Raw genomic sequence first — 25,830 nt, 5'->3', positions numbered from 1 at the left:
ATCGTTTGCTCAGGCAGGCAAGCGGAACTGCTTGCGCAAGGTCTTGTCGAACATCCCGGCGGGCGCGAAGCGACGCAGCAGGCTGACCTGCCGGGCCGCCTTGCCCGCGGTGTAGCGCCGGCGCGGCTGGCTGGCGGTCGCCGCTTTGACGACCACATCCGCCACCACTTCCGGCCGATCGGCTTTGGGCATCACATCGGCAAGCAACGCCTTGAAGCCGGCTCGCGCCCGATCGTATTCCTTCAGCACGGAATCCGGTTCTATTCCATTCTGGTCGAAGACGGTGCGCACGAATGCCGGCTCGATGACCGAGACGCGAATATTGAAAGCACGAATCTCATGATCGAGCGATTCCGAATAACCTTCGAGCGCGTGCTTGACCGCGGAGTAATGCGCCGAATATGGCGCGGGTACCAATCCCAGGATCGAGCCGATATTTATGATGCGTCCTACGCCCTGCCGCCGCATCGACGGCAACACCGCATTGGTCACGCGCATGACGCCGAACAGATTGACGTCGAACAGCGCCTGCACCTGCGAGATCGAGGATTCTTCGGCTCCTCCAAACATGCCGACGCCGGCATTGTTGACCAGCAGATCGATGCGGCCGGTCTGCGCGTGTATGGTTGAAACGAGTGCATCGATGGCCTTGTCGTCGGTCACATCGCAAACCAGCATGGTTACTCCGTTCGGGCTGTCGCCGAGCTTGCGGCGGCTTGTGCCGAACACGGTAAATCCCGCTCGCGCCAGCGCTTCCGCGCTGGCGCGGCCGATGCCCGAGGAGGCTCCCGTGACGAGCGCGGTCTTTCCCGAATTCCTGTTCATTTGGTGCTCCAAAATCATTAGGGCTAGCTTTTTCGCCTCGTTAGAATTATGCTCGTAATATCACATTACAATCATAATGCAATAGAAGAAAGGAATCGCAGCCATGCGCTATGAAAAAGGCCGGAAGGACGCCTCGCGCAGCCGGATCATGGAGGTTGCCGCCAACCGTTTTCGCGGTGACGGTATCGCCGCGTCCGGGCTCGCAACCATCATGAAAGACGCCGGCCTGACCAACGGGGCCTTCTATCCGCACTTTCAATCCAAGGCGGCGCTTGTCCGTGAAACCGTGGCAGCGGCCTTGGAGGATCAGTCGGACCAGATCCGCGAAGCTTTGGCTGCCGGCGGCCTGGATATGGCCATCGACGCTTATCTGTCGACGGCACACCGGGACAATCCGAGACAGGGCTGCGCGTCCGCCGCATTGCTGCCGGAGATCGCACGCGAGCCTTCCGAAACACGTCAACTCTATACCGAGCGCTTGCTGACCCAGGTGCGCCAGGTGGCGGCGGAACTGCCGCCGCGGACCCGGAATCGGGAAAGCGTTGCGCTGGGCATCTTTGCGACCCTTATCGGCGCCCTTCAGATGGCCCGCGCCGTGGACGGAACGGAACTCTCGGAACGCATCCTCGCGGCAGGGGCAGACGCGGCGCGCACGCTGATCCAGCGGGATAGCGAGGCTTCCTCCTAAGTTCGAGCGAAGCTGTAGGCTCAGACGAAGTCTGCAAGGTGCCGGCAAGCTGATCTCGGCTCTCGTAGCAGAGGCGCTTGACGGTCGCTGGGCGCTGAAACTTTCCGCAAGCCGGCCTCGTTGCTGCGCAATCGCTTCCTGAGGCGATGACAAGTCCCTCCAATCAATGCCTCGCTGGCTGCGCCCGCGAGGCCTTTTTTGTGCGGCGACAAGGCCGTCCTGCCGGAACCCGGAACCATCCGCGAGCCGCGAAGTTGTCCAGACGACCTGAAGCCTGGTCGTCCAGCGTCAGCGGCGATGAGCAGCAGCGGGGAAGATTGCTCAAAACCAAGCAGTCGCCTGGAGCCGTGGCTCGCGTTCCAAATACCGCAAATATTTCAAAGGTTAGACAGAACACATTTTGGCTGAATTAGGGAATTTTGGTCTGATAAAACCGGAACTTTCGGGCAAACTGTTTCGTTATAACCTTGATCGTTGCTTCGACGATCACAAAGCAACAGGGAAGGATCCAGTCATGAACATCAAGATGATCTGTCTTGGCGCGATGGCGCTTTCGATGGCCACCGGTTCGGCTCTCGCGGGAGGCAGCACGGGAACATCCGCTCTCGACGATCCTGCCAAGATGAAGCCGTTCTACACGGACTCAGGCATGAAGAAGATGGTCGGCAATGATGACTTCGTCAAAGCCTGGAAGGCCCTCACGCCCGAGGACCAGACCGCCATGAAGACCGCCTGCGCCGACGAGGCCAAGAACGCCAACCCGACCAACACGCATCCGGAGTTCTGCAGCAGCGTGAAATTGAACGGTGGCAGTTGATAACGCGCCGCAGCCGTGAAAACAGCCCCGTTCGCGGGGCTGTTTTCGTGACCGCCGTGCTTTGCCCTGCCGCTACTCATTCGGCCCCCACTCCAAGTGCCTGATCCCACGAGTTTTTGCCTCGATCAACACATTTCCCGCTTTTTTCAAGAAGAGGAAAAAACAGCGTCCTTGCTCTGGCCATGTTGCACTGCGAAATATATGCTGCATTGCAATATCGGCTACCCGGCCGGACAGGTGACGGCTGGGCGCAAACGAAGGAGCTGTCGTGGCGGCATCGTTTCGGCCTGACATACAGGGCTTGCGCGCGCTGGCGGTTGGCGGCGTCGTCGCCTACCATTTCGGCCTGACGGCGCTGCCTGGCGGCTTTGCCGGGGTCGACATCTTCTTTGTCATTTCCGGCTGGCTGATCACCACGCATCTGATGCAGGAGATCACCGAGACCGGCCGGCTCGACCTCTGGCGCTTCTATGCCAGGCGCGCACGGCGCCTTCTGCCGGCCGCCATCTTCGTCATCCTGGTCACGCTCGCCGTCGGCACCTTCATCATGGCGCCGCAGGAACAGGCGCTCTATTCGCGCGGCGCCATGTATGCCGCGGCCTATACCATCAATCTGTGGCTGCTGCGCTGGTCGTTCGACTATTTCGCCGCCGATGCCTTGAGCAACCCCTTCATCCACTTCTGGTCGCTGTCGGTGGAGGAGCAGTTCTATCTCGTCTGGCCGGCACTGCTTGTCTTCGCCGCCTGGCTGCATCGGGGCCGGCGCATGACGGTGCTCGTGATCGGTACCGTCGGCCTCGCGTCCTTCGCGGCTTGTCTCTGGCTCACCAGTCTCTCGCCGGCCTGGGCTTTCTATTTCTCGCCGCTGCGGGCCTGGGAATTCGCCGCCGGCGGCCTGGCGACCTTTGCCGCGCCAATCTTGTGGCGGCATCAGTCCTGGCTGCGGGCGGCACAGGGATGGCTGGGCTTGGCGCTGATCGCCGTCGCCTATCTCTGTTTGAGCGAAGACCTGCCCTTCCCCGGCTGGTACGCGCTGCTGCCGGTTGCCGGCTCCGTGCTGGTGCTGTTGAACGGCGCCGGCGAGCAGGGCGATGCCCCGGCCAGGACTCGCTGGCGAGCCTCGGCGCCCGCCGCCATGCTCTCGCTGCCGCCCTTGCAGTGGGTCGGCACGCTCTCCTATTCGCTCTATCTCTGGCATTGGCCCGTCATCGTCTATGCCACCATGCTGCAGCCCCACCTCGGCGTGGCGCAGCGCATCGGCTGCGCCGTGCTGGCGCTGGCGCTGTCGGCGGCCACCTACCGGCTGATCGAAAACCCCGCGCGGCGCGGCGACTGGCTGGCGGCGACAGCCAGAGCCTTTCGCTTCGTCGCCAGCCCGGCCGCAGGACCGCTTCGGCTTTTCCCCGGGCTTGCCCTCGCCCCGGCCCTCGTGCTGACCGCCGCCGGCGTGGCTGCGGCCTACGCCAACGCGCATCTGGCCACGCGCAACATCGACCCCACCCAGCGCGGCATTGAAGAGGCCGCCGAACAGCCGTCCATCGCGCGCGCCGTCGACAAGGACTGCCTGCTCGATTTTCACACGGTGGAGCCGAAACCTTGCACCTTCGGGCCGGCCGACGCCGCCCACACCATCGTGCTGTTCGGCGATTCGCATGCCGACCACTGGTCGACGCCGCTGGTCGAGGCAGCAAAACGCAACGACACCAAAGTGATCACCTACCTCAAATCCTCGTGCCGCGCTTCACGCCTGTCGACCTTCAACGCCGTGCTCAAGCGCGACTACACCGAATGCGACGCCTGGCGCGAACAGGCGATTTCAGACATTATCCGCAGCAAGCCGCGCCTGGTGGTGATCTCGGAGTTCTCGATCGGCAATCTGACACGCGACATGTCCGCCGCCAGCCGCAAGGCCGAGATAGCTCGCTGGCAGGCTGGCCTGCGCTCCACCTTGGAGGCCTTCAGCCAGGCCGGCGTCGAGGCCGCCGTCATCCGCGACACGCCGATCGGCGACAGCTTCGCGAACGCCTGCGTCGCCCGCGCGCTGTGGTGGCGCGAGGCGCCGTCGCTGTGCGACACGCCGAGGGCCGAGGCCGCCAATGACGACGTGGCCGCCGCCGAGCGCGCGGTGGTGAAAAGCATCCCCGACACGCTCTATGTCGACCTCACCGACCGCTTCTGCGGCCCGACCGAATGCCACGTCTTCATCGACGGCAAGCTCGCCTTCCGCGACAGGCATCATCTGGCGACGGCCTTTGCCGAGACATTGGCAGGACCGCTGGAAAAGGCGCTGTTCTAGAGGGTTTCCTTTCTCCTGCGGAAGAAAGAAGAGGCGCCCGCTTACTCGGCCCCCGTTGCATCCAGGGGAAATGGACAGCGGCGGCCAAGGTTCAAAACGCCCCCCAGCATGCTGACAGGTACGGCCAGGGCGGCATCGCCGGACAGGTCCTTTCGCGCCCCGGCAAACAGCTCGAACGATCGATCCACCGATTTATGGGAACAGGGCCGCGGCTGCAGCGTTTATTAGGCGCACCTTAAGAAGGAGGTTGTCATGAAAAAGCTCTTGCTTGCATCCGTGATCGCGGCCGCTTCGGCGATGGCGGTGATCGCTCCGGCAAATGCCGCCAGTATCACGCTCGGCATCGGGAACGGCTATGATGACGACTACTACGTTCCCAGACATCGCGACTATTACCGTCACTACTCCGACGATAGCGACTATTACGGTGGCTACTCCGACGATGGTGCCTATTACCGCCGTCACCACTATCGTTATGGCGTGTACGACGACGGCTACCGGCCGCGCTATTACGGCATGTACCATCGCCGCTGCCACACCGAGCTGGTGAAGCATTGGCGCCACCACCACCGTGTAATCGAGAGAGTGCGGGTCTGCGGCTACTGACCTTGGGATTTGGCCCGGCCGGCGTTAGCCGGCCGGATCAATATTACCGTCCGGCTTGCGTAAAACACCCGCATCGTCGGGGTTGAACAATCCTAACGTCCCATCATCATCCCATAGTGCACGGCCAGCACGTCGAGCCCTACCTTCAGCAGCCTCGTCACCACGTCGCGGCCTTCGCCATCCTGTTCGGCCACGGTCTTCACCGGCTGTTCCAGGCACACGACCTTATGCACGATTGCCGCCACATCCCAATGCCCGAGGGCCCGTGTCGCGGCGGCGTGCGTGCGGCCGGCGTTGAGCACGCTGTCGGCGATGCCGCCGCCGATGCGGCCGCCGTCGACGCGCTCCGTCCAGCGCATCGGCTTGATATCGGCCTGCTGGCTGCACCGGAAGTGCTCGCGGTAGCGCATGCCGGCCTCGCGCTGTTGGCGGGTCAGCGAGGTGATGCCCAGCAGCGGGTCGACATTGCGCACCCGCACGATGCCGCCGGTGGAAATGTGGCCGTCATTCGACACCTCGTAGACGCGCCGCGCCTCGGCCGTGCCCGGTGTCAGCCGCTTGCGGCCGAAGGCATCGTCCTTCAGCGCGAAATCATGGCCGACCTCGCGGCGGATGCGCACCTGCTCGGCCTCGCCTCTCGGCAGTTTCGGCGCTTGCGGCCTGGCGGCCTTGGTTTTTTTGGGCATGGGTGGCTCCTTGGTTGTGTTCGAGTGGTGGCCAATTCTCAGTCGGCTCTGGCGTGGCCGAGGGCGTCCCCCTCTCCGTCCCGGCTTCGCCGGGCCACCTGCCCGCCGCTTCGCACAGGCGAGGAAACCAGGCCGGCGCCCCTCCGCGCCAGCAACTCCCGCATCACCCGCCGCTCGCGCACTTCGATGCAGAGCTGCGCGCTCGAAGGACAGAACTGCGCGTTGCAACTCCTCACCTCGCCGCGCACGAAGCGCTGGATGGCGGCCTGCAGGTCGCCCAGTTCGGCATCCCTGATCGCGCCGAGGTAGCCGCGCAGTTGCATCTCGACGTCAGTCAGGGCGGATTGCGGGAAGCAGGAGAACATTGCCGCCAGCGCCTTCGTTGCCTGCTGCAGTTCGGCCGTGGTCATATCCGCGGATCTCCTCGATGATGGCGTTGGCGGCGTCCCCGTGGGTTTTCGGCCTGGTCCAGCCCGGCGGCTTTTTGAGCCGGCCCGGTCTTTCGCGCCCTTCGCGCGCTGAAAAAGCCGAAGCTTTTTCCATCTGGTTTCTGGACTCTGGAGAATGCCGCGTCAAAACATCGGCATTTGCTTGGGTATGCGCCTTTGTTTTCAAGGCGGTGGCGGCTCCGCCGCGCGCGCCGGCGGCCGCTCTCGCCTCGCTCTTGAGCCGCGCCTTGCGCAGCTCCTTCGTCAGTCTCTTGTGTCCGATCTCGTCGCCCTCGCGCTCGAAGAAGGCGAGCAGCTCGGCACTGATCGCGCGCCATCGCTTCAACGGCAGGCGCGCCACGCGCGCCAGCCTCGCGTCATCCTCGGGCAGGCTTCCCCCGGCGTTCCACATCGCCATCAGCAGCAGCATGTAGGCGCCGATCTGCTCGGTCGAGAGTTGCAGCGTGTCGCCGACGAAATCGGAGACGTAGAGCTGCATGAAGGGCCGTTCGCTCATGCCGCGCACCACCTCGTTCTTACAGCCGCGCTAATGGAACCCGCCGCCGGTCCGGACGTTGTGACGCGTCCATGCCCAAGGGGAGGATTGCCCATGACGGCTTTCATGCCGGTGACCCTGCGTTTCTGCGACAACAAGACCATGCTGGTCGGCTCGGTGGCCGATGCGGCGACAGCGCTTCGTCACCAATGGCCCGACAAAACCGCGCCGGGCTATCTCGAGGCGGCGCGGCTCGTCCGGCTCGCGGTCGAGGGCACTTGCTGTCCGCGCCCCGCCTTCGAGGCCTTCCGCGAGGCGGCCAGGCAACAAGGCATATTGGTGGCCAAGCCAAGAAGCCGCGCGCATGAGTGGCTCGACGCGGCGGCGAGCCCCTGAGACGGCCGCGATGCAACCGGCGGCAGGCCTTGTGCGTTTATGAGCGTCGGCTCGGAAGCCGCGCCCGCACCGAAGGTGAATGCCGTGGGTACGATGAAGACCGGAGTGCCGCTCAAAGTCTCCCTGGACGGCCATGTCGAGGAGATCGAGACTGTCAGCGAGGCCGCCGATTTCCTGCAGCGCTGGCCGATCGAGCGGCGGGGCCACGTCTATCGCAGCGCCCTCAACGCCTGCAGCGCCGCCATCGCGGCGCAGATCTCGCAATCCGATGCGATGAAAGTGTTCACCGGCTTTGCCCGGGTTGCCGGCATTCTGGTTGCCGGCGGCGGCCCGGCGACGATGCTGGAGCGACGGGCGGTGCAGCCGCCCAAACAAGGGCGCCAGATGCCGAAATAGCGGTGCGGCGCGATAGGCGTTCACGGTAATTCTCCCGGTATTGGCGGCGATCGAAACTGGTGACGGCGGCGTGAGAAGCGCCTTTTCCTCCATTCAACGGGGAGAAGGGACCGAGCTTCACCCGGCTTCGCAAACAGGGCGGTGAAAGCGCGCCTGATGATAGCTGCAGTAGCTTTTCATCGCAGTGATGCGCATGCCGCAGCACAGCATGTCCTGGCCGGGCCGTCCGCGGGGCTGACCATTTTTAGCATCTTCCTCCGGCGCCAGGTCGAGCGGAGCACGGCAGCGGGTGAACAGGCAATCGATGAAGCGCATGGCCACGCCATGCGGCTGCCGGCCGATAGGACCGCGCGGCGACGCCGGCACCTTGAAGCGGTAGGTTTGCCCATCAGCGATCAGCACGCCCGCCTCGCGTTGGAAAAGCCGTGGCCGGACGGGCGAAGGGGCCTGCTTCGGCCGCACGGCCGGTGTGCTCCCCGGCTGCGGGATGGCGCCGGCACGGCTCGTTGGAGGTTCCGCCTTGGCGGCTCGGCTCGCCGCCTTGGCCATCGCCGTGCCGGCTGCCGACGGGCCCTTGCCATTGGCGAAGCCGATCGCGCCCAGCATGGCATTGCGATGGACGATGCCGATAATGGCGTTGCGCGATACTGGGCTGCCGCGCTGTGCGCTGAACGCCGCCGCGATCCTGGAGGCCGAAAGCCCATCCCCGAGCCAGGCGGCAATCGCCTGCAATTCGCTGTCACTGTAGCTTGCCATGTCCGTCTCCATTGCGCGGCCAGCGGCCGCCGTGGACGGCGCCGTCAGGCAAGCGTCGGTTTGCCCGCGGCCGTCATGGGCGCTGTCGGGCCTGGTCGGCCTGTCGGCCGCCGGGATTGCTGTGGACGAGCCGGCTCTCAGCCTCGCCGGGCGACCTGCGGCGAGGCGCGCAAGCCGCGCCCGCGCCAGGTCTCTATCGGGGGGCCGAACCAGCCCTGCCCGTCATCGGCTCGTACAGGATCTACGGTGCCGTTCTGCGTGCGACAGGCAACACCCGCGGCCGGGTCGAATGGGGGGCCGGAGCCGCGGGGAGCGGCGGCTCCGGCCGTTCCGGCCGCCGGGAACGGGCGGACCGGACGCAAGACCGATGCACCAAGGCAATCGGCTTCGCGCTTCGCCCCGGCCGGGGAGGAGGCGGCCGGGGCGGAAGGGAAAGGGCAGGCCGGCAAGGCCGGTCTGGAGGTGCTGTCGACTCTGAGAGGGTTGAGCTTTTGCATAAGTCGATATAAGCATAACTCAAAAAATCATGCAAGCCATTCTTTCATGGACGAAAGCAGGACTTGCCGGTCACATGAGGCCATGGTGAAAACGCAACTGTCGATCAGGGTCGGGGCCGCGATCCGCCAGGCACGCAAGCAGCGTGGCCTGGTCATGCGCCACATCGCCGAGCACAACGACACCGATGTCGCCGCCGTCGGCAACTGGGAAACCGGGCGCAACCTGCCCAAGACCGAAAACTTGCTGAAGACCGCCGCCTTCCTGCGCGTCGACCCCGTGGCGCTGGGCCAAGGGCAGGTCGTCTTCCTCGACGATGCCGGCCCGGTGGCGGACGCCGAGATCGTCACCGACGCCGGCCCGCTGCCGGCCGGAGCGATGGACATTCCGGTGCTGGGCGCCGCCATCGGCGGCGACGACGGCGACTTCACCTTCAACGGCGAGCCGGCAGGATACGTGCAGCGTCCGCCAGGGGTCCGCAACCTGCCGAGAGTATTCGCGCTCCATGTCCTCTCGGATTCCATGGTGCCGCGCTACGAACCCGGCGACATGATCTATTGCGGCGGCCGCGACGCGGTGCCGGGCGACCATGTGGTGATCGAGACCTTTCCCGACGAGAACGAGAAGAACGGCAAGGCCTTCATCAAGAAACTGGTCCGGCGCACGGCGGGTGAGCTGGTGGTCGAGCAGTACAATCCGCCCAAGACGCTGACCTTCAATCGCTACGCCATCAAGCACGTCTGGCGGGTGATTCCGCTGAAGGAACTGCTGGGATACTAGGCCGGGCCTGCGTACCGCGGGCTATCGCCCGCGAGCCACGATAGCATTCAGCGTCAAGGACAACACCGTGACGATCTTGCAAGCCTTTCACGCAGGGCGAGACGTTGCCCTCTTCGACGAAGACGACGTCTGCTGACGACTTGGCCAGCCGGCGCCCTCAAGCCCGCCTCGACCCCTCCAGCGGCACGTCGCGGCCGCTCAGCATGCGCGCTTCCGAGCGCACGCGCTGGCGCTCGTCGATGAAAGCGGCCTGGATCGAGATCGCCGTGCCAGGCAGCCCGTCGGCCCGGCAGGCCGAGCAGACGATGCGGCCCGACAGCGCGGCCAGCGGCGTGCTCCCATTCACACCGAAGCGCTTCAACTGATCGGGCCGCCACCACCTGTTGCGGCCGCAATCGGCGCACTCGACCGACAGCGAGGCGACCTGCGCGATCACTGCTTCCCTGCCTGGCAACGCCATCACTTCTCCGTCCTTTTGTTCGTGCTTTGTTCTTATCTTCCCGTGTTTCGAATCAGGAGTCGAGTCGCAGTTTCCAAACTCCCCCAAAAGTCTCCCTTCTATGTCTGTTTGAGTTATGCTTATATCATACTTGCAAATGTGAGTCGGCGCGGGATCACCTCGCGCCAGATCCGGGAGCAAGAATGGATGCCGATTTCGCCCGCGCCTGCGGCTACACCGGCGACAGTCCCGCCTTGCTCGAAGCCTTCGAGGCGATCCGCCGCACCGGCATCGCGCAGGCCCGCCTGGATCATTTCAGGCGCAAGGCCGTCATCGACGAGTTGAAGCGCGCCGAGCCGCTGTTCCTGGCCGCGATCGGCCCGGCGCTGTCGGCGCACGAAGCTGTCGAGGATACAGCCCGTTTTATCGCCGGCTGGCGCAACATGCCGCGCTGGCGCCAGGAACGGCGCCTGGCCGATCTCGCCAGGGCGAAGCAGCAGCGGCTCGTGGCGCGCTTCTTCCGCCGTTTCGGCCATCGTCTTTGGGCACTTGAAGCAGCCTGAGGCCCGAGCACGGCTGGACCGAGCCATTTGCGGGTTTCAATCCCTGATTTTTCTTTCTAGATTGCGCCCGGGGTGCCTGTTCGTTCGACGCACATAATTTGGAATGTTCAAGACTGCCCGCTCAAAAGTTCAGACCTGGATAACGGCCGGCGCGGGAACCATTGCCGCCTTGTTCGTCGCCGGCCTGATGGGGGCATTCGGCGCCCTGCCCGCCCATGGTCCACCACAATTGCCGCCAGATGCCGTCATCGAGGCCGGTCGCTGGCGCCTGCAGCCGGTGCGCGCCTATGTCGGCCATGCCAGGGTCCACGGCGTGCCGCTGAAGCCGGGCCAGAAGGCGCTGGTGCTGGAAATCGACATGACCAACCGCACCGCGCAATCCGACAAGGGCTATTTCAACGTCTTCGCGCCGGACGGCGTCATCCTGTCCGATCCCGTGCCGATGATCGTGTTGACACGCGATCCCACGATGACGCCGGAACTGCATCCCGGCATGACCGAGCGCATGGCCTATGTCTGGCCGCTTGCCGGGGACGCCGCCGTGCCGGCAAGCCTCGCCTTCGGCGTCACCGCCGAGATCTTCAAGCCGCGCGACAATCTCTATGGCACACCAGGCTGGTACAACCCCTACCGGCTCGGCACCGTCACCTTGCCGGTCGCCGACCTGCCGACGGCCGGGCAGTCGCAGAGTGGGCAGTCTCAGAGTGGGCAGCCGGAAAGCGGCCCATGAGGATACGCGTGCTTGGCAATCTCGCGATCCTTTGCGCCACCGTGGTGCTGAGCTACGGCATGCAGATGACGAAGCCGCATTATGCCGACCTCACCGCACCTATCCCCATCGATGGTTCGATGCATGACACGGTGCGCGCGCGCAGCTTCGCTGTCAGCTTGGACAAGGTGATCTTCGCGCGCCAGCTCAAGACCAATCAGTTCGGTCAGGAAAAGCTTTTGACGACCAGCGGCCTATGGGCGGTGGTAACAACAAACCTCACCGCGACCAGCACCTCCACGGCGGTCGCCGACGGCTTCTGGCAAGGTCCGACCGGGCTGCGATATCACCAGACGGAGCGGCTGGGCTACCGCCCCGACATGCCGCCGCACGGCGTCGATCCGGGCCTGGACAACCATGGCCTGTTCGTCTTCGAGGTACCACCGGACCAGATCCGCGGCGCCAGGCTGCTGATATCGGCGCGCCAGTTCGGCCCGCTCGACGCGCAGGCCCGCATCAGCCTCGACGCGCTGCCGACCGGCGCTGACGGCCAGCCGGCCGACATCCTGCCGGAATTCGACCTCGACGCGGCGCCGGGCCTGACACCGCAGGACAAGACACCGCAGGGCAAGACATGAGTGCTGTTTCGACAGACACCCCGACCGAGGACCGGCAATCCGAGCGACGATGGCGCCGGCGCGGCTTGATAGCGCTCGCCATCCTGCTGCCGCTGACACTGGCCGAGACCAGCCATGACAGCGTCCGCGAATGGCTGCATGGCGAGGACCTTATCGCCAGGGATGTCGAGTTCGGCCAATCCGTGCCGTTCGGCGGCAGCGGCTGGAAACTGGCCGATTTGCGCGGCGGCAAGGCCGGCCGCCTGCCCAACCACGCCTTCGCCGTCATCGCTACCTTCACCGTGACCATTGGCGACCCAGACCTGCAGAAACAATGGCTGGGCTGCAAACTGATGCTGACCGATGCCGCCGGGCGCCGATGGCTGCCCGATTTCATCAGCGGCGTCAGCCTGCCCGACGGCGTGATGAATTGCGCTTCGGCCATCTTCTCCGGCGCCAAAAGAAGCGACGTCATCACCATCGGCGACATTTTCATCGTGCCCGAGGACGCGGTGAAAACCATTCGCCCCGCCGTCGGGCTGGGCAGCGAACGGCCGTGGTATCTGCGTTTCCAGCGGCCGCCGAAGTGACAGCGCCCCAGGCTCGGCTCCGCAAGGCCGGCGCCAACAAATCCTCTACTTCCGCGCTTCGACAGTCCCGGTCACCCGCTTGGGCAGCGAGAACGCCGTCTCCAGCACGGCGGCGAGAAAACATATCCTGATCGGCTCGATCAAAATGCCGGTGGAGGAATCCTGGAACGGGCTGCCGAACAGCAGCGTCAGTCCATGGGAGAAAATCTGCCAGACATCGAGCTCGTGCGGGCCAATCAGCCGCGTCGCGCCAAGCCACAGCCAGGCCGCGCCCCAGTCGAGCAGGCGGTAGCCGACGATCAGCGTGCACAAAAGCACCAGGCTGGAACTCACCGTCAGCCGCACGCCATTGGCGATTGGCAGATAGCGCGAACGGTAGCCGGCGACGAAATGCTCGACGAAATCGCGCAGGAATTTCGGCAGTCCGGCATAGCGCCGGCCGAACCGCTCGACGCGGCTGTCGACCCGCATCAACGCCGCGTCGTCGCGCACGTCATAGCCATAGATCAGCGCCGCCATCACCAGCCAGATCAGCGGCAAAAGCATGTAGAAAAACAGATTGACCGCCACCGTCGAGGGCGCGATCGAGGTGATCTCGACCGTCACCACAGGTGCGGCGCTCGTCGCCGTCACCGGGCTCGCCAGCCCGTCGATGGACGCCTGCAGCACGGACCAGAAATTGCGGCTCATCAGCCAGTGCAGCGCGCTGTCCTTCCAGCGGCTGATGACGTAGAGACCGACGAAGATCCAGTTGGTCTCGCAGATCACCACCACGATCTGCCAGAACGACGTTGCCGTCGTCTTCGTCTGCATGAACTTGGCCAACCGGCGGATCAGCCATGACACGGCGACGGAAATCAGCAGCCAGCGCGAATCGAGCACGTCGAGCACATTGCCGCTCTGGCCGAAATCGGCCTGTTCGAGCGAGGCGCGCGAATATTGGCGCACGATATCGCCGAGGAACCCCCAGGCGGCGTAATAGGCAAAGAACGGCAGCAGCGCGATGGTGATCATGCGCACCAGCCGCGAGCCGCGCCGGTCAGTACCTCTCGCCTCCTTGCCAGCGACTTCGCTCTCGGAGGCCGCGGCCTTGTCCGCGCCGCGCTGCGCGGCCAGCACATTGGGCAGGCCTGGCCGCAGCACATGGAACATCGCAACCGTCACCACCAGCTGCGCCAGCGCCACCAGCGTCAGCATGGCAAGCCCGGCGAAATGGTTGGCGAGCGCCACCCTGGCAGCCAGCTGCAGCAGGAGATCGCCGGCCAGCACCCCGGCCAGCACCAGCGCCACGAGCTGCGGCCAGAAGCGCCGCAGCAGCGAAAAACTCAAGCTGATCGGCCTGATGATGTCGGCAACCATGAGATTCTTTCACGCTGCCCCGCGCAAAGCCTTTCTAGCAAGGCGCGGATGTTTTGCAAGAAATGGGGGCAGCTTCCTGGCAAATGGCTGGGGTGAGCGCACAACCCTTGCTGCTCCTATCGCCTCACCCGCGACTTCAGCCAGCGGTCGAACGCCACCGCCAGGATCAGGATCAGCCCGATAACGATGCTTTGCGTGTAGGACGAGACGTTGTTGAACTGCAGGCCGTTCTGCAGCACCCCGATCAGGGCAGCCCCCACCACCGTGCCGCCGACCGAGCCGATGCCGCCGAACAGCGAGGTGCCGCCGATGACGACAGCGGAGATCACCGTCAATTCGTAGCCGATGCCGGCGACCGCTTCGGAAGAATTCAGCCTGGCCGACAGCACGAAGGCGGCGAGCCCGGCGAAGAAGCCGACGATGACATAGACCGAGACCAGGATACGGTCGACGCGCAGGCCCGACAGCCGTGCCGCCTCGGCATTGCCGCCGACGGCATAGACGGCGCGGCCATAGCGGGTGTAGCGCAGCACGATGTGGCACAGGATGGCGGCGATGGCGAAGATGATCGCCGGCACCGGCACCGGACCGATCAGCCCGGTGCCGAACCAGCGCATCGAGGCGTCGAAGCCCGAGATCGGGCCGCCGTTGGAAATGGTCAGCGTCAGCCCGCGGAACACCGTCAGCCCACCCAGCGTGACGACGAAGGGCGGCACTTTCAGCCTTGTGATGGCGAACCCCTGCACGCCGCCGGCGAGCGCACCGACCACGACAGCAGCGAGCAACGCCGCGAACCAGCCAAAACCTTGCGTGCCTGACGTGGACAGCGACAGCGTGTTGGCGGTGCCGCCCTTGGCGACCACGGCCGCGACCATGCCACAGAAGGCGAGCAGCGAGCCGACCGAAAGATCGATGCCGGCGGTGAGGATGACGAAGGTCATGCCGAGCGCGATCAGCCCGGTGATCGAGATCTGCCTGGTGATGTTGAACAGGTTGATCGGGTCGATGAAGCTCGGCTTCAGCACGGTGAAGACGACGACCAGCGCCGCCAGGAACAGCAGCGGCCCAAAGCTCATCAAAAGCCGCGCGATCGTCACGCCGCCGCGCTGGCTCTGTTCCTCGGCGATGCTCATCGTGCCTGCCCCTCCGCATCCTGTGCCGGCGTATCCTGCCTGTCGAGCGCCATCAGTTCCATCAATCTTTCCTCGTTTGCCTCGACGCCCGGCATTTCGCCGGTGATGCGCCCCTTGCGCATGGTGACGATGCGGTCCGACACCGCCAGCACCTCGGGCAGCTCGGACGAGATCATCATCACCGCGATGCCGCGCGCCGCCAGCTGCACCAGGATCTGGTGCACCTCCGCCTTGGCGCCGACATCGACGCCGCGCGTCGGCTCGTCGACGATCAGCACTTTCGGGTCGCGCGCCAGCCAGCGCGCCAGGATCACCTTCTGCTGGTTGCCGCCCGACAGGCCCTCGATCGCCTGCTCGGCCGAAGCCATGCGGATCGACAGCATCTTCCTGAACCCCGACAGCGCGTCGCGCTCGCGCCGCTCGGCCATGAAGCCGAAGCCGTTGCTGAAGCGCCCGAGGGAGGCGACGGAGAAATTCGGCAGGATACCAAGGGCTGCAAAGATCGCCTGGTGCTTGCGGTCTTCCGGCACCAGCCCAATGCCGAGCGCGATGGCGTCGGCCGGCGATGCGGGCGCGATCTGCTTGCCGTCGAGCGTGATCGTTCCCGCCGCGATGCGGTCGGCGCCGAAAATGGCGCGCGCCAGTTCCGTGCGGCCGGAGCCGACAAGACCGGCGACGCCGAGGATCTCGCCCGCCTTGAGGTCGATATCGACACCGTCGAGCACGATGGCGTGCGGCGCTTCGGGGTCGCGCACGGTGCGCAAGCCCCGAACCGACAGCACCACATCGCCGGCCGCCGCGCGTTGCGCCGGACGGGCGTAAAGTTCGGAAGCGGCGCGACCGACCATCTTTTCGATGATGGCGGGCAGTTTGATCGGCCCGCCCTGACGCTCGAGATGCCCGGCAAGCCTGCCGTCGCGCAGCACCGTCATGCGGTCGCAGATGGCGGATGCCTCTTCCAGCCGGTGGGTGACGAACATGATGGCAACATGGTCCTTGCGCAGCCGGTCCATGATCGACAGCAGCCTCTGCACCTCCGTCTCGGTCAGCGCCGAGGTCGGCTCGTCCATGATGATCAGCCGGCTTTTCAAGGACAACGCGCGGGCGATCTCGACCAACTGCTGCTCGGCCACCGACAGCGCCGAAACCGGCGTCATCGGATCGATGGTAAGGCCGACACGGGCAATGATGGCGCGGGAATCCTGTTCCATCTTGCGCCAGCTCACCAGCCCAAGCCGGCCGATCGGCGCGCGGCCGATGAAAATGTTCTCCGCCACGGTCAGCGTCGGGATCAGGCTGAGTTCCTGGTAGATGGTGACGATGCCCAGCCGCTTGGCCTCCTGCGGGCTCGCCGCCTGGTACTCGGCGCCGTCGAAGGTGATGCGGCCGCCGGACGGTGGCATGACGCCCGACAGGATTTTCAGAAGCGTCGATTTCCCCGCGCCGTTTTCGCCAAGCAGGCCGAGGATTTCGCCGGCGCGGACATCGAGCGAGACATCGCTCAGCGCGGTGACGCCGGCGAAATGCTTGGTGAGGCCTTCGACGGCAAGCAGGACGGGGGATGCGGCTTCAGATGGAGACAAGGAGTGCTCCTTGATGCGGTTCAGGCTGTGCTTGAACACCCCCCTCTGGCCTGCCGGCCATCTCCCCCACAAGGGGGGAGATCACCAGTGTCTCTGACCGCGCTTTTCCTGCAACGTTTGAGGTTGGCGAAAGGAGACGAACAGTCAATCTCCCCCCTTGCGGGGGAGATGTCCGGCAGGACAGAGGGGGGTGCTGTCCCGCCCGCCTCGCCAATCGGCCGATGTCCACCCGCCCCTACTTCGTCTCGCTCAACCTCTCCGCCTTGTCGAGATTGTCCTTGCCGATGACGATCGGCGTCAGCAGCACCAGCTTCTCCTTCGGCTCGGTCTTGTCCTTGGCGTAGGCGACCGCGATCTGCACGGCGGTGCGCGACTGCTTGCCTGGGAACTGTTCGACCGTGCCGGCGAGCTTGCCGTCACGCACGGCCACCAGCGCTTCCGGCAGCGCGTCGAAGCCGTAGATCTTGACGTCGCTGAAATTGCGCGCGGCACACGCTTCGAGCGCGCCCAGCGCCATGTCGTCATTGGCGCAGATGATGGCGTCCGGCTTGCCGTTGGCGGCAAGGCCGGCTTCCGTCACCGTCAGCGCCTCGGCGCGGGCGAAGTTGGCGGTCTGCTCGTAGACGATCTGGTACTTGTCCTTCAGCGGATCGAGCACATTGTGCACGCCCTTGTTGCGGTCGATCGCGGGACCCGCGCCCGGCTGGCCTTGCAGGTGGAACAGCTTGGCGCCATTGGGGAACGCCGCCACCACGGCCTGGGCTTCCGCCTCGCCGCCCTTGACGTTGTCGGCGCCGACATGGGCCAGAATGCCCTGGACACCGTCGACGCGGCGGTCGATCGTCACCACGGGAACGCCGGCCTTGACCGCTTCCTCGATGGCTGGCGCCAGCGCGTTGACGTCGAGCGGCGAGATGACGATGGCGTTGACCTTCTGCACCAGCGCCGCCTCGATGTCGGCGGTCTGCTTGGTGGCCGAGTTCTGGCCGTCGCTCTCGGTCAGGTTGACGCCTTGCGCCTGCGCTTCGGCCTTGATCTCGTTCAGCATGTGCACGAAGAACGGAAAGCCGAGACTGGGCACCGAGCCCAGTATGGTGAGTTTGTCCTCGGCGAAAGCCGAGCGTGCGGCGAGCATCATGGCGCCCGCGGCCACGGACGTCATCAGGAATTCGCGTCTGTTCATGGGTTCCTCCTCCACAGAAGCGCACGGCCCCTAAAAACCGGGACCGGTTTCAGGAAGGATCATGCGCCGGTTAAAGTGTTGGAGCATCCTCCTTGCGCCAAGAACGCATGCCGCTCCAGCTGACAGCCGCCTAAATTCCTCCGATCGGCGTCAACAAGAGGATGCTAACCCAGGGTCAACCATTTGTGCAACATCGATATAACAGCCAGGATAGCAACTTGTCGGAATTGTCTGAATTTTGGACTCTTCGGTCCGAAGGCCTTCTATGCCAGGAACGCCAAGGAGCGGCTCCAGAGCTGCGCGGCCGCCGTTGCATTGTAATCGGACAGTGCCGGGTCGGAAAAATAATGTCCCGCGTTTGGATAGCGGAAAACCTGCACATCCGCTCTCGCTGCCTCCGCGCTTTCCTGCCAGGCGCTGACGTCGGGCTCGGGGAACAGTGGATCGGTGTCCGCGACATGCAGTTGGATGGGCAAGCCGGGTCGTGTGTTGGCAGGCACGGTCGCCAAACCATGCAACAGCAGAACGCCCGCTGCCAGCGGCCGCGACTCCCAGAATTCCGCCACCACGCCGGCTCCCATCGAGATACCCGCCAGCACCGCATCCCCCGGCGTCGAGGCCAGAGCCTCTCGCGCCTTCAGGCAGATGGCACCCCAGCCGATCCGCGCCTTGATCGCGAAACCTTCATCGAGATCATCCGTCGCCGCACCCTGATAGAGGTCTGGCAGTGCGACCGCATGGCCGCAGGCGCGAAGGCATTCCGCAAGATGACGCTCGATCGGGCGAAGGCCAAGAACCGAGTGAAACAGGATGATGTCCGTCATGCACCGGCCCCTAGGTCGCGCAGATCCAGTCATTTTTTACCTGCCGGGGCGTGCAGCCTCAAGGCACACCGCATCGGCTTCCATTTTCCCGGTGCGGCACTACCTTTGGGGCGGCCAGGCCGACGAAATGGAGACACCATATGAAGCCGCGCATCATCTGCCATATGCTTGCCTCGCTCGACGGCAGCCTTCATCCGAGCCGCTACACCGAAAGCCCCGACGGCAGCCGGGCTGAGTGGTCGGGCCTCTATGAAGAGATCCACAACGACCTCGAAGGTGACGCCTGGATCGTCGGCCGCGTCACCATGGCCGAGATGAGCAAGGTCGCCGTGCATCCGCCCGAGCATGTGGGCAAGGTCGATCGGCCGCATCATTTCGCGCGGCGCGACGCGGGCAGCTTTGCCGTGGCGCTCGATGCCTCGGGCAAGCTGCACTTCGCCAAACCCGATATCGGCGGCGACCATGTCGTGGTGCTGCTTGGGCATGATGTAGCCGACAGCCATCTGGCCGAGCTCGCCACCGACGGGGTATCCTATATCGTGTCGCAAACGTCCGGCATCGATCTCGCCGCCATGCTGGACGTGCTTGCCCGTGAGCTCGGCATCCGCCGTCTGCTGCTCGAAGGCGGCGCCGGCATCAACGGCTCCTTCCTGGCGGCGGGGCTGGTCGATGAACTCAGCCTTCTCATTGCCCCCGCGCTCGACGCGCGGGCGGCAAACCAGGGCTTTGTCGAGTTCGGTGAAAGCGGCCTTGCCGACAAGGTGCGGTTGTCGCTCAAGGATTGCAAAGCCCTCGCGCATGGGCTCGTCCATTTGCGCTATGCCGTCACCCCTGGCTAAGGCCGCCTCTTGCGCGCCTCAGTATCGCATCGCGTCCAGATCGGCGATCAGCGTCGGGCCGGTCGGACGCCAGCCGAGCCGCGCCTGGGTCAGCGCGCTGGAGGCCGGCAGGTCCATGGGGGCGAACATCGCCATCCAGCCGAAATGCTCCGCCGCCTTTTCCGGCGCGATCGAAACCACCGGCAGGTTCAGTCCCCGGCCAAGCGCCTCGGCGATCGCGCGCACCTCGACGCCTTCCTCGCCGACGGCGTGATAGCGCGCGCCGGGCTGCCGCTTCTCCACCGCGAGCCGATAAAGACGCGCGGCGTCCGCGACATGGCCGGCCGAATAGCGGTTGCGGCCCTCGCCGACATAGGCCGAGGTGCCCTTCTGGCGCGCGATCTCGATGAGCGGCGAAATCAGCCCCTGCTTAAGCGTGTTGTGGACCTGCGGCAGGCGAATCACCGACAGGTTGATGCCCGCCTCCAGCAACGCATTCCCGGCGAGTTCGGAGGCGATGCGCGGATTGGGGTGATCGGGGTTGAAGACATCCTCGACGGCCAGTTGGCCATGGCCGGGACTGCCCATGCCGACGCCCGAGGTGATCACCAGCGGCCGGTCGGAGCCGGCGAGTGCCTGGCCGAGCGCGGCGATGACACGGCTGTCTTTTTCGCAATTCTCGGCGAACCGCGAAAAATCATGGTCGAACGCGGTGTGGATCACGGCTTCCGCCTCCGCCGCGCCGTCGCGCAGGCCTTGGGGATTCTCGAGGGTTCCCCGATACACCTCGGCGCCGGCGGCGGCCAACGCCTCGGCACCGGCATCGGAGCGGGTGACGCCGACGACCTGATGGCCGGCCTGAAGAAGTTCGGGAACGATGGCCGAACCGATGAAACCGGTCGCGCCGGTTAAAAAGATACGCATGCAAAATCTCCTGCACAGTTGCCTGCGTACTATCGCTGCTCTATTATTCCATTAAAGTAGTGATCTTATCATGGTATAATGGCTAACAGGATGTCCAACACTTCCGCCGGTTCGCTCGCGGCATTCCTGAAAGACAGACGCACCCGGCTCGACCCATCCTCGTTCGGCTTTTCCGGGCGCAGGCGCACGCCGGGACTGCGCCGGGAAGAGGTCGCGCAACGCGCCAACATCAGCCCGACCTGGTACACATGGCTGGAACAGGGACGCGGCGGCGCACCTTCGGCCGACGTGCTGAACCGGATCGCCAAGGGCCTGCTGCTGACCGAGCCCGAGCGCGAACATCTTTTCATGCTGGGGCTCGGGCGCCCGCCCGAGGTCCGCTACATCGGCGCCGACGGCGTCAGCCCCAGGCTGCAGCGCCTTATCGACACGCTCGAGGCAAGCCCGGCCCTGATCAAGACGGCGACCTGGGATGTCGTCGCCTGGAACCGCGCCGCGCAAGTCGTGATGACCGATTACAGCACCTTGCCCGCTGGCCAGCGCAACATCCTGCGGTTTATGTTCCTGAGCCCCACCATCCGCGCCAAGCAGCACGATTGGGAGAACCTCGCCCGTTTCGTGGTCGGCGCGTTCCGGGCCGATGCGGCGCGCGCCGGCGCGGTGTCAGAGGTCGCCCAACTGGTGGAGGAGCTTTGCAGCGCCAGCCCGGAATTCGACGCGCTGTGGCGGGAAAACGACGTGCTCAGCCATGGCGACGGGACAAAGCGCCTGAAGCATCCCGAACTCGGCGACATCGAGCTGGAATATTCAGCCTTCGCGGTGGATGGGCGGCCGGATCTGAGCCTGACCGTCTACAACCCGGTGGACAGCAAGGTCGCCGACCGGATCCGCGATCTCGCCCGCCGGCACAAGGAGCGAGAGGCGGACCTGTCGCGTTGACTCTGGATCCCATTCAAGGCGGCGTTCGCACACCCGTTCAGCTTGCGCAAGGTCGGCATCCACCCACGCAATTCTGATTGTCAGGCAACGCATTTGCACGGTTGGCCCGCCGCCAGCCGGCAGCGGGCCAAGCGCCGCTACTGGATGATCTTGACGATCTTGCGGGTGCTTGGATCCACGATCACGGTCCGGTCGTCGACGACGGTGTAGCGATACTTGACGTTGGGGACTTCGTGAAGCTCGACGGTATCGGGCAAGGCCGTGCCGACGTTGAGTTCCACGCCGGGAACCTTGACCGAAGCCAGCGGCTGCTTATGCACATACTCCTTGATCACTGTTTCCTGCTCGGGCTGGATGACGACGTCCTCGGCAGCGGCTGCGCCGACACCTGCGAGCAAGAGAACGGCGGCTACGGCGGCAAGATCTTTTTTCATGAGTACCTCCATCTGAAACCTGCACAGCACAACATTGTCACCGCGCTGCCGGATCGAACTTCAGGCATGTTTGAATGTTCCAGGCTTGGGCTTCGGTCCGGCCAGCACCGGACTTAGGTCCCATCGAAAAACGCAATAGTCCTGCCGGCGCCGCCGCCGGGAACGGCCGTCTTTCGCGCTCGTTGTTCGCTGCAAGTTCATCGCGGATACCTGACGGATGTCGGGCAGCACTGCGGGTGTGTTTTTTGCGAATTGGCGCAGCTACGTCCCTTCCTGCGCCAATAGGGTTCGCTCACTGCTTCAGGCGGTGAGCGAACCCTAAACCCTCGGCGTCAGCCGACAAGTGAGGAGGTTTAATGTTCAGCGACAAGGAAACCCGCCTTATGGAGGCGGCGCTGGTCATGGCGGTCCCGTTGTCGGCCTTGATCGCCGTCCTGCTCGTCAGCCTTACTTTAAACTGGTAGCAGCCCTTGCTGCCTTTATCGCCAATCGTGGGGTGGAGTTGAGGCTGTGGGACAACAGATCCGTCCATACAATCCCAACCTGACCATGCTGGCCCGATCTGACCATGCTGGCTAGCCGCCAAAGGGAGGAGAATCGCGCCTTTGTCGCCGTGGAGCAAGGCGGACGGTACCGGCGCGCTTTCCGCCACCCCGCTGATCGGGCCTTGCCCTCGCTGCGCAACCAGCGCTCACCGCTGCCCGTGGAAATCGCGGTCCGTTTGTGACCCTTTCAGAAAGGAGCCCGGCCTGCTTTGGCGGAGGGCTCGGCACGTTGCGAGCAGGCCGGGCTATGCTCCGGCTGCCACACTTGGCGGAGGCTCGGCCGGTGCAAAGGCAGGTTGTGCGTTTATCGCTCGACCCGCAACTCGGACTGAAGTCCTGCTAATCAGGCGCATTGGTCCCAAACGCTGAACATAGTTTGCTGGCGCTCGTTGCCGAGAGGGACGCGTGAATTGGAGAAGAGCAATGCAGCTTGGTGAGATCATCGCCAACACCTTGGCCATCCTCTTGCTGGTCTGTTTTCTCGCCAGCACATTCTTCCTTTTCGGAAAGCCATTGTGGCCGGAGCAGCATGCCCGCATGATCATCATCGTGCCGGTTGACGCGATGGCGACAGCCTCGACCAGCCGCAGTGGCCCACCCGCGCTGCCAGGCACCTTCGACACCGGCCTTGCCCATCCAAGGCCGTCCTGATGGGCATCGGCGATGGGGGAGCCGACGCTCGCCGGTGCGACGGAGCGCTGCTCGCGGCAAGCCTGCAAGCCTAGTCGAGCTTCTGGATGCGCCCTTTGTCGAGACGGAACACGCCATCGTTGCCGCCTTGTTGCTCGAAGTCGGTCTGCAGCTCATCCCAGATACCAAGATATCTGCCGCACTCGGCGCAACTGATCCGCGTCGATGGTGTCGCATCGGCCGGGATTTGCAGGCGGATGGTGCCGCAAAAGGGGCACTCCAATCGGTGATCGAGATATTCGCCAGGGCGCGTCTGTAGTAGCCTGCGCACAGCTTCCTCCTGGATTTGGGTGGAAGCAGGATGATCGCTCCCAAGCGCCCACGTGTCTTCGCGTCGCGGACGGCCTTTGACAAGTTACGCCAGCCATTGGCGGGGTCAATAAACAAAGACATGACTGCCAATCACCAGCCCAACCCTGGAAGCGTGGCGGCCGCCGCATCTCCAGGCAGACGCCTGACCCCGGCAGCGAATACAGCTTCACGAACGGCCCGGAACCAAACCACCCGGCAGCGGTTTCCCAATGGAAGGGACCGCAAACCACGGAAGCAGCAATGGAACTTTTGACCTTGGAACTTGCCAGGGCGAGGCAGCGACTTAACCGGGCGGAACTCGCCCTTGAACGCGCAAACGCGATGCTGGACGAAGACTGTGGCGTCGGTATCAATCTGCGGCTTTGTGACAGGATAAGATCCGCGCAACAACGCGTCGGCGAAGCGAAGGCTCGTCTTGTGAAGCTCGATCGCGCCAGCACGGATTCAGCTCACTCCGGCTGAAGCTTACGCGGACCGAGAGAGCTTCCCGCCCGGACCCTCGTTCAGGCAATCGCAAGCTCAGCCTTGATCCAAATCCACCGGCAGTGGCCTTGCAAGTCTCATATCTTGCGCCGGGAACCGGTCGAGCGTTGGTCGCTGAGATGCGGGCGCCAGCCATGCACCCGGTCCCGCCCGGCGGCCTTGGCGCCGTAAAGCGCCTCGTCGGCGCGTCTCAGAAGATCGGCAATCTCCATCGCGGCGCCGTCCGCATCGAGGGTGCTCACCCCAATGCTGACCGTGACGATACCCTTTTCGCTGCCGGCATGCGCCATGGCAAGGTCGCGCACCTTGCTCCTGAGGGTCTCGGCGATGACGAAGGCGCCCCGGGCGTCGGTCTCCGGCAGGATGAGCGCGAACTCCTCGCCGCCGTAGCGGGCCGCCGCGTCGGCCGGACGGCGGGCAGTCGCCTGGATGCAGCGGCTCACGGCGCGCAGGCAATCATCGCCCGCCGGATGGCCGTAATGGTCGTTGAACCGCTTAAACCAGTCGACATCGATGATCACCAGGCTGAGCGGCGCCGCATTGCGCCTGGCGCGCGAGAATTCGCGCGCCAGCGCTTCATCGAAGGCGCGGCGCGTCCACAGTTCGGTCAGCCCGTCGCGGTGCGCCAGAAGGTTCAGCTTCTCGTTGACGGCCAGCAGTTCGGCCTCGACCTGCTTGGCCTCGGTGATGTCGGAAAACACGCTGAGGCTGCCGCCATCGCCTGTCGGCCGGGTGCGTACGTCGAGCCAGCGGCCGTCGGCGAGCCGGACTTGGCGGTGGCTGACAAGCTTCTGCGAGGCCATGATGCCGTCGATCCAGCCCTCGACCGCGTCTGGCGGTGTGGTCCCCTCGCCGCGCGCCGCCGAGGCGCTCAGGATGTCGCGATAGTCGGCGCCGGGCACCCTCATCTCAGCCGTCTTAGGAAACATGGCGCGATACTGGTCGTTGCACAGCACCAGCCTGCCGTCCGGGTCGAACATCACCAGACCGTCGGCCATGTGTGTCAAGGCGTCTCCGAGCCGGACCCGACTTTCCGCCAGCTCGGTCTCGAGCTGCTTGCGCGCCGTGATGTCGCGATTGTGCGTGATCAGGCCGACGACGGCCCCGCTCCTGTCGCGAAAGGGCGCCTTCAAGGTCGCCAGCCAGCCTTCGGTTCCATCCTCGTGATGAAGGTGCTGTTCGATGGTGGACGAGACGCCCGACGCCAGCACGGCAAGCTCGTCCTCGCGGAAACCTTTCGCCGTCTCGCGCGGATAGAAGTCGAAGTCCGTCTTGCCGATCAGCGCCTTGGCGTCTGGCGCCTGCATCAGTTCGGCCGTTGCCGGATTGGCCGCGATGAACCGCCCGTCGAGGTCCTTTACGTTCAGGCAATCCGGCAGCGTCTCCACCACGGCCTTGTAGATGCGCCGCGACTGCAGCGCCTCGAGGCGCCGCCGCTCCTGGTAAAGCGTAAGCCCCGACAGCACCACCGAGACGAAGATGAGCAGGGAGGAAGGCAGCGCAACCTTCGGCAGGACTGTTTGCAGCACATCCCGCGGCAGGACGCTGAGGCCAAGCAGCGACGCCGCCGCTGCCGCCGCGCCGAGGGTCATGATGTCGACCATGGTGGGCCGGCGGCCCCTAAGGGCGAGGTTTCCGGCAACACCGACCAGCATGGCGGCCGCGATCCCCACCGCGCCGGCGAAGGCGCCGAGCCCGCCCTCGAAAGTCCGGAACGCACCGGCCATAACCCCGGCGACGATGCCGGCGACGGGACCGCCGAAGAAGCCGGCAACGGCAATCATCGTCGCCCTGAGATCGGCGAGCACGCCAGGCTGCAGCTGCATTGGTGTGAGCATCAGGATGATGGCGCCGGCGCCCATCAGCAGGCCGAAGGTCGCCGCCTTTACGGCGGGCGCCCAGCGGTCCAGCCACACATGGGTGTGGATCCAGACCGACACGAACATCGCCACGACCGCCAGATTGGCCAGCAATTCGGACCAGGGCGAACCCATTGGGCGCCTTTCCTGTTACCGGGCTT

30 protein-coding genes are annotated in these 25,830 nt (G+C 64.8%); 15 read left to right on the top strand and 15 right to left on the bottom strand.

Annotated features, from left to right (window positions below; translation table 11 throughout):
• Positions 1-9 precede the first annotated feature (9 nt).
• Positions 10-825 (bottom strand): oxidoreductase, encoded by an 816-nt coding sequence (locus tag FJ950_RS18925; protein ID WP_015316827.1) that lies wholly within the window; start codon positions 823-825, stop codon positions 10-12.
• A 103-nt stretch (positions 826-928) separates the two neighbouring features.
• On the opposite strand from FJ950_RS18925, the gene FJ950_RS18920 reads away from it, so the two are divergent.
• The 4 genes from FJ950_RS18920 (at position 929) to FJ950_RS18905 (ending at position 5,232) form a co-directional block, all read left to right on the top strand.
• Entirely contained in the window at positions 929-1,513 is a 585-nt protein-coding gene (locus FJ950_RS18920) for a TetR/AcrR family transcriptional regulator (protein WP_140617915.1), read from the top strand.
• A 514-nt stretch (positions 1,514-2,027) separates the two neighbouring features.
• The gene (locus FJ950_RS18915; protein ID WP_015316825.1) at positions 2,028-2,330 is read left to right on the top strand and encodes a hypothetical protein; all 303 of its coding nucleotides are present in this window, start codon (positions 2,028-2,030) and stop codon (positions 2,328-2,330) included.
• Positions 2,331-2,598: 268 nt separating this feature from the next.
• Positions 2,599-4,626: an acyltransferase family protein gene (locus FJ950_RS18910; protein WP_140617914.1), complete on the top strand. Its 2,028-nt coding sequence runs from the start codon at positions 2,599-2,601 to the stop codon at positions 4,624-4,626.
• Positions 4,627-4,878: 252 nt separating this feature from the next.
• Complete coding sequence (locus tag FJ950_RS18905; RefSeq protein ID WP_015316823.1) at positions 4,879-5,232, top strand: hypothetical protein; 354 nt, start codon at positions 4,879-4,881, stop codon at positions 5,230-5,232.
• 92 nt (positions 5,233-5,324) lie between these two features.
• On the opposite strand, the gene FJ950_RS18900 is transcribed toward FJ950_RS18905, so the two are convergent.
• The 3 genes from FJ950_RS18900 to FJ950_RS18890 are packed head-to-tail and all read right to left on the bottom strand — an operon-like array spanning position 5,325 to position 6,863.
• Positions 5,325-5,918, bottom strand: a complete 594-nt coding sequence (locus tag FJ950_RS18900; RefSeq protein ID WP_140617913.1) for a DUF6456 domain-containing protein — start codon at positions 5,916-5,918, stop codon at positions 5,325-5,327.
• A 38-nt stretch (positions 5,919-5,956) separates the two neighbouring features.
• Positions 5,957-6,328 carry a hypothetical protein gene (locus tag FJ950_RS18895; RefSeq protein ID WP_140617912.1) on the bottom strand — a complete coding sequence of 124 codons (372 nt, stop codon included), beginning with the start codon at positions 6,326-6,328 and terminating at the stop codon, positions 5,957-5,959.
• Positions 6,249-6,863, bottom strand: coding sequence for a DUF1376 domain-containing protein (locus tag FJ950_RS18890; RefSeq protein ID WP_015316820.1), 615 nt, complete (start codon positions 6,861-6,863; stop codon positions 6,249-6,251). The genes FJ950_RS18895 and FJ950_RS18890 overlap by 80 nt, the downstream gene beginning before the upstream one ends.
• Positions 6,864-6,956: 93 nt before the next feature.
• Here FJ950_RS18890 and FJ950_RS18885 point away from each other — a divergent pair, with 93 nt between their 5' ends.
• Together FJ950_RS18885 and FJ950_RS18880 are read left to right on the top strand one after the other, a co-directional pair.
• On the top strand, positions 6,957-7,238 hold the full coding sequence (locus FJ950_RS18885) for a DUF982 domain-containing protein (RefSeq protein WP_140617911.1): 282 nt from the start codon (positions 6,957-6,959) through the stop codon (positions 7,236-7,238).
• Positions 7,239-7,277: 39 nt separating this feature from the next.
• Complete coding sequence (locus tag FJ950_RS18880) at positions 7,278-7,634, top strand: DUF982 domain-containing protein (protein WP_140617910.1); 357 nt, start codon at positions 7,278-7,280, stop codon at positions 7,632-7,634.
• A gap of 117 nt (positions 7,635-7,751) precedes the next feature.
• Here the strand turns inward: FJ950_RS18880 and FJ950_RS18875 are convergent, their stop codons facing one another.
• Positions 7,752-8,390, bottom strand: a complete 639-nt coding sequence (locus FJ950_RS18875; RefSeq protein WP_140617909.1) for a GcrA family cell cycle regulator — start codon at positions 8,388-8,390, stop codon at positions 7,752-7,754.
• Positions 8,391-8,969: 579 nt separating this feature from the next.
• On the opposite strand from FJ950_RS18875, the gene FJ950_RS18870 reads away from it, so the two are divergent.
• Positions 8,970-9,665, top strand: a complete 696-nt coding sequence (locus FJ950_RS18870; protein WP_181171318.1) for a helix-turn-helix transcriptional regulator — start codon at positions 8,970-8,972, stop codon at positions 9,663-9,665.
• A 157-nt stretch (positions 9,666-9,822) separates the two neighbouring features.
• On the opposite strand, the gene FJ950_RS18865 is transcribed toward FJ950_RS18870, so the two are convergent.
• The gene (locus tag FJ950_RS18865) at positions 9,823-10,125 is read right to left on the bottom strand and encodes a hypothetical protein (RefSeq protein WP_015316815.1); all 303 of its coding nucleotides are present in this window, start codon (positions 10,123-10,125) and stop codon (positions 9,823-9,825) included.
• Between the two features lie 182 nt (positions 10,126-10,307).
• On the opposite strand from FJ950_RS18865, the gene FJ950_RS18860 reads away from it, so the two are divergent.
• The 4 genes from FJ950_RS18860 to FJ950_RS18845 all read left to right on the top strand — a co-directional run bounded on the left by FJ950_RS18860 (position 10,308) and on the right by FJ950_RS18845 (position 12,583).
• Entirely contained in the window at positions 10,308-10,667 is a 360-nt protein-coding gene (locus FJ950_RS18860) for a hypothetical protein (RefSeq protein WP_140617907.1), read from the top strand.
• Positions 10,668-10,770: 103 nt separating this feature from the next.
• Positions 10,771-11,397, top strand: a complete 627-nt coding sequence (locus tag FJ950_RS18855; RefSeq protein WP_140617906.1) for a hypothetical protein — start codon at positions 10,771-10,773, stop codon at positions 11,395-11,397.
• Positions 11,394-12,014 (top strand): hypothetical protein, encoded by a 621-nt coding sequence (locus FJ950_RS18850; protein ID WP_140617905.1) that lies wholly within the window; start codon positions 11,394-11,396, stop codon positions 12,012-12,014. Before FJ950_RS18855 ends, FJ950_RS18850 begins: the two co-directional genes overlap by 4 nt.
• On the top strand, positions 12,011-12,583 hold the full coding sequence (locus FJ950_RS18845; RefSeq protein WP_140617904.1) for a hypothetical protein: 573 nt from the start codon (positions 12,011-12,013) through the stop codon (positions 12,581-12,583). The genes FJ950_RS18850 and FJ950_RS18845 overlap by 4 nt, the downstream gene beginning before the upstream one ends.
• A 45-nt stretch (positions 12,584-12,628) precedes the next feature.
• Here the strand turns inward: FJ950_RS18845 and FJ950_RS18840 are convergent, their stop codons facing one another.
• The 5 genes from FJ950_RS18840 to FJ950_RS18815 all read right to left on the bottom strand — a co-directional run bounded on the left by FJ950_RS18840 (position 12,629) and on the right by FJ950_RS18815 (position 18,665).
• Complete coding sequence (locus FJ950_RS18840; protein ID WP_140617903.1) at positions 12,629-13,942, bottom strand: hypothetical protein; 1,314 nt, start codon at positions 13,940-13,942, stop codon at positions 12,629-12,631.
• Positions 13,943-14,058: 116 nt separating this feature from the next.
• Positions 14,059-15,075 carry an ABC transporter permease gene (locus FJ950_RS18835; RefSeq protein ID WP_023774610.1) on the bottom strand — a complete coding sequence of 339 codons (1,017 nt, stop codon included), beginning with the start codon at positions 15,073-15,075 and terminating at the stop codon, positions 14,059-14,061.
• Positions 15,072-16,673: a sugar ABC transporter ATP-binding protein gene (locus FJ950_RS18830; RefSeq protein ID WP_181171342.1), complete on the bottom strand. Its 1,602-nt coding sequence runs from the start codon at positions 16,671-16,673 to the stop codon at positions 15,072-15,074. Before FJ950_RS18830 ends, FJ950_RS18835 begins: the two co-directional genes overlap by 4 nt.
• A gap of 220 nt (positions 16,674-16,893) precedes the next feature.
• On the bottom strand, positions 16,894-17,841 hold the full coding sequence (locus FJ950_RS18820; RefSeq protein WP_015316808.1) for a substrate-binding domain-containing protein: 948 nt from the start codon (positions 17,839-17,841) through the stop codon (positions 16,894-16,896).
• 263 nt (positions 17,842-18,104) lie between these two features.
• A complete protein-coding gene (locus FJ950_RS18815; protein WP_140617901.1) occupies positions 18,105-18,665 on the bottom strand; it encodes a dienelactone hydrolase family protein in 561 nt (186 codons plus the stop codon).
• A 140-nt stretch (positions 18,666-18,805) separates the two neighbouring features.
• Between FJ950_RS18815 and FJ950_RS18810 the strand changes: the two genes are divergently transcribed.
• On the top strand, positions 18,806-19,504 hold the full coding sequence (locus FJ950_RS18810) for a RibD family protein (protein ID WP_140617900.1): 699 nt from the start codon (positions 18,806-18,808) through the stop codon (positions 19,502-19,504).
• Positions 19,505-19,522: 18 nt separating this feature from the next.
• On the opposite strand, the gene FJ950_RS18805 is transcribed toward FJ950_RS18810, so the two are convergent.
• Positions 19,523-20,407, bottom strand: a complete 885-nt coding sequence (locus FJ950_RS18805; RefSeq protein ID WP_140617899.1) for an SDR family oxidoreductase — start codon at positions 20,405-20,407, stop codon at positions 19,523-19,525.
• 90 nt (positions 20,408-20,497) lie between these two features.
• Here FJ950_RS18805 and FJ950_RS18800 point away from each other — a divergent pair, with 90 nt between their 5' ends.
• Positions 20,498-21,346 (top strand): helix-turn-helix transcriptional regulator, encoded by an 849-nt coding sequence (locus FJ950_RS18800; RefSeq protein WP_246681341.1) that lies wholly within the window; start codon positions 20,498-20,500, stop codon positions 21,344-21,346.
• Between the two features lie 137 nt (positions 21,347-21,483).
• Here FJ950_RS18800 and FJ950_RS18795 read toward each other — a convergent pair whose 3' ends face one another.
• Complete coding sequence (locus FJ950_RS18795) at positions 21,484-21,780, bottom strand: DUF1236 domain-containing protein (protein WP_015316803.1); 297 nt, start codon at positions 21,778-21,780, stop codon at positions 21,484-21,486.
• Positions 21,781-22,748: 968 nt separating this feature from the next.
• Between FJ950_RS18795 and FJ950_RS18790 the strand changes: the two genes are divergently transcribed.
• Entirely contained in the window at positions 22,749-22,976 is a 228-nt protein-coding gene (locus tag FJ950_RS18790) for a polymerase (protein ID WP_140617897.1), read from the top strand.
• A 70-nt stretch (positions 22,977-23,046) separates the two neighbouring features.
• On the opposite strand, the gene FJ950_RS18785 is transcribed toward FJ950_RS18790, so the two are convergent.
• Positions 23,047-23,286 carry a hypothetical protein gene (locus FJ950_RS18785; RefSeq protein WP_015316799.1) on the bottom strand — a complete coding sequence of 80 codons (240 nt, stop codon included), beginning with the start codon at positions 23,284-23,286 and terminating at the stop codon, positions 23,047-23,049.
• Between the two features lie 281 nt (positions 23,287-23,567).
• Here FJ950_RS18785 and FJ950_RS18780 point away from each other — a divergent pair, with 281 nt between their 5' ends.
• Entirely contained in the window at positions 23,568-23,789 is a 222-nt protein-coding gene (locus FJ950_RS18780) for a hypothetical protein (protein WP_140617896.1), read from the top strand.
• 98 nt (positions 23,790-23,887) lie between these two features.
• Here the strand turns inward: FJ950_RS18780 and FJ950_RS18775 are convergent, their stop codons facing one another.
• Entirely contained in the window at positions 23,888-25,804 is a 1,917-nt protein-coding gene (locus FJ950_RS18775; protein ID WP_140617895.1) for a diguanylate cyclase, read from the bottom strand.
• Positions 25,805-25,830: the final 26 nt, after the last annotated feature.

The organism is Mesorhizobium sp. B2-3-14, from assembly GCF_006442175.1.
Taxonomy (GTDB): domain Bacteria; phylum Pseudomonadota; class Alphaproteobacteria; order Rhizobiales; family Rhizobiaceae; genus Mesorhizobium; species Mesorhizobium australicum.
Note: the sequence above shows the minus strand (reverse complement) of the source record. Positions and strands in the feature narration are given on the sequence as shown.

Bases quoted from the DNA above. Each gene is read 5' to 3' on its own strand.
- FJ950_RS18925 (WP_015316827.1), bottom strand. From the start codon at position 825: ATGAACAGGAATTCGGGAAAGACCGCGCTCGTCACGGGAGCCTCCTCG.
- FJ950_RS18920 (WP_140617915.1), top strand. From the start codon at position 929: ATGCGCTATGAAAAAGGCCGGAAGGACGCCTCGCGCAGCCGGATCATG.
- FJ950_RS18915 (WP_015316825.1), top strand. From the start codon at position 2,028: ATGAACATCAAGATGATCTGTCTTGGCGCGATGGCGCTTTCGATGGCC.
- FJ950_RS18905 (WP_015316823.1), top strand. From the start codon at position 4,879: ATGAAAAAGCTCTTGCTTGCATCCGTGATCGCGGCCGCTTCGGCGATG.
- FJ950_RS18900 (WP_140617913.1), bottom strand. From the start codon at position 5,918: ATGCCCAAAAAAACCAAGGCCGCCAGGCCGCAAGCGCCGAAACTGCCG.
- FJ950_RS18895 (WP_140617912.1), bottom strand. From the start codon at position 6,328: ATGACCACGGCCGAACTGCAGCAGGCAACGAAGGCGCTGGCGGCAATG.
- FJ950_RS18890 (WP_015316820.1), bottom strand. From the start codon at position 6,863: ATGAGCGAACGGCCCTTCATGCAGCTCTACGTCTCCGATTTCGTCGGC.
- FJ950_RS18885 (WP_140617911.1), top strand. From the start codon at position 6,957: ATGACGGCTTTCATGCCGGTGACCCTGCGTTTCTGCGACAACAAGACC.
- FJ950_RS18880 (WP_140617910.1), top strand. From the start codon at position 7,278: ATGAGCGTCGGCTCGGAAGCCGCGCCCGCACCGAAGGTGAATGCCGTG.
- FJ950_RS18875 (WP_140617909.1), bottom strand. From the start codon at position 8,390: ATGGCAAGCTACAGTGACAGCGAATTGCAGGCGATTGCCGCCTGGCTC.
- FJ950_RS18870 (WP_181171318.1), top strand. From the start codon at position 8,970: ATGGTGAAAACGCAACTGTCGATCAGGGTCGGGGCCGCGATCCGCCAG.
- FJ950_RS18865 (WP_015316815.1), bottom strand. From the start codon at position 10,125: ATGGCGTTGCCAGGCAGGGAAGCAGTGATCGCGCAGGTCGCCTCGCTG.
- FJ950_RS18860 (WP_140617907.1), top strand. From the start codon at position 10,308: ATGGATGCCGATTTCGCCCGCGCCTGCGGCTACACCGGCGACAGTCCC.
- FJ950_RS18855 (WP_140617906.1), top strand. From the start codon at position 10,771: ATGTTCAAGACTGCCCGCTCAAAAGTTCAGACCTGGATAACGGCCGGC.
- FJ950_RS18850 (WP_140617905.1), top strand. From the start codon at position 11,394: ATGAGGATACGCGTGCTTGGCAATCTCGCGATCCTTTGCGCCACCGTG.
- FJ950_RS18845 (WP_140617904.1), top strand. From the start codon at position 12,011: ATGAGTGCTGTTTCGACAGACACCCCGACCGAGGACCGGCAATCCGAG.
- FJ950_RS18840 (WP_140617903.1), bottom strand. From the start codon at position 13,942: ATGGTTGCCGACATCATCAGGCCGATCAGCTTGAGTTTTTCGCTGCTG.
- FJ950_RS18835 (WP_023774610.1), bottom strand. From the start codon at position 15,075: ATGAGCATCGCCGAGGAACAGAGCCAGCGCGGCGGCGTGACGATCGCG.
- FJ950_RS18820 (WP_015316808.1), bottom strand. From the start codon at position 17,841: ATGAACAGACGCGAATTCCTGATGACGTCCGTGGCCGCGGGCGCCATG.
- FJ950_RS18815 (WP_140617901.1), bottom strand. From the start codon at position 18,665: ATGACGGACATCATCCTGTTTCACTCGGTTCTTGGCCTTCGCCCGATC.
- FJ950_RS18810 (WP_140617900.1), top strand. From the start codon at position 18,806: ATGAAGCCGCGCATCATCTGCCATATGCTTGCCTCGCTCGACGGCAGC.
- FJ950_RS18805 (WP_140617899.1), bottom strand. From the start codon at position 20,407: ATGCGTATCTTTTTAACCGGCGCGACCGGTTTCATCGGTTCGGCCATC.
- FJ950_RS18800 (WP_246681341.1), top strand. From the start codon at position 20,498: ATGTCCAACACTTCCGCCGGTTCGCTCGCGGCATTCCTGAAAGACAGA.
- FJ950_RS18795 (WP_015316803.1), bottom strand. From the start codon at position 21,780: ATGAAAAAAGATCTTGCCGCCGTAGCCGCCGTTCTCTTGCTCGCAGGT.
- FJ950_RS18790 (WP_140617897.1), top strand. From the start codon at position 22,749: ATGCAGCTTGGTGAGATCATCGCCAACACCTTGGCCATCCTCTTGCTG.
- FJ950_RS18780 (WP_140617896.1), top strand. From the start codon at position 23,568: ATGGAACTTTTGACCTTGGAACTTGCCAGGGCGAGGCAGCGACTTAAC.
- FJ950_RS18775 (WP_140617895.1), bottom strand. From the start codon at position 25,804: ATGGGTTCGCCCTGGTCCGAATTGCTGGCCAATCTGGCGGTCGTGGCG.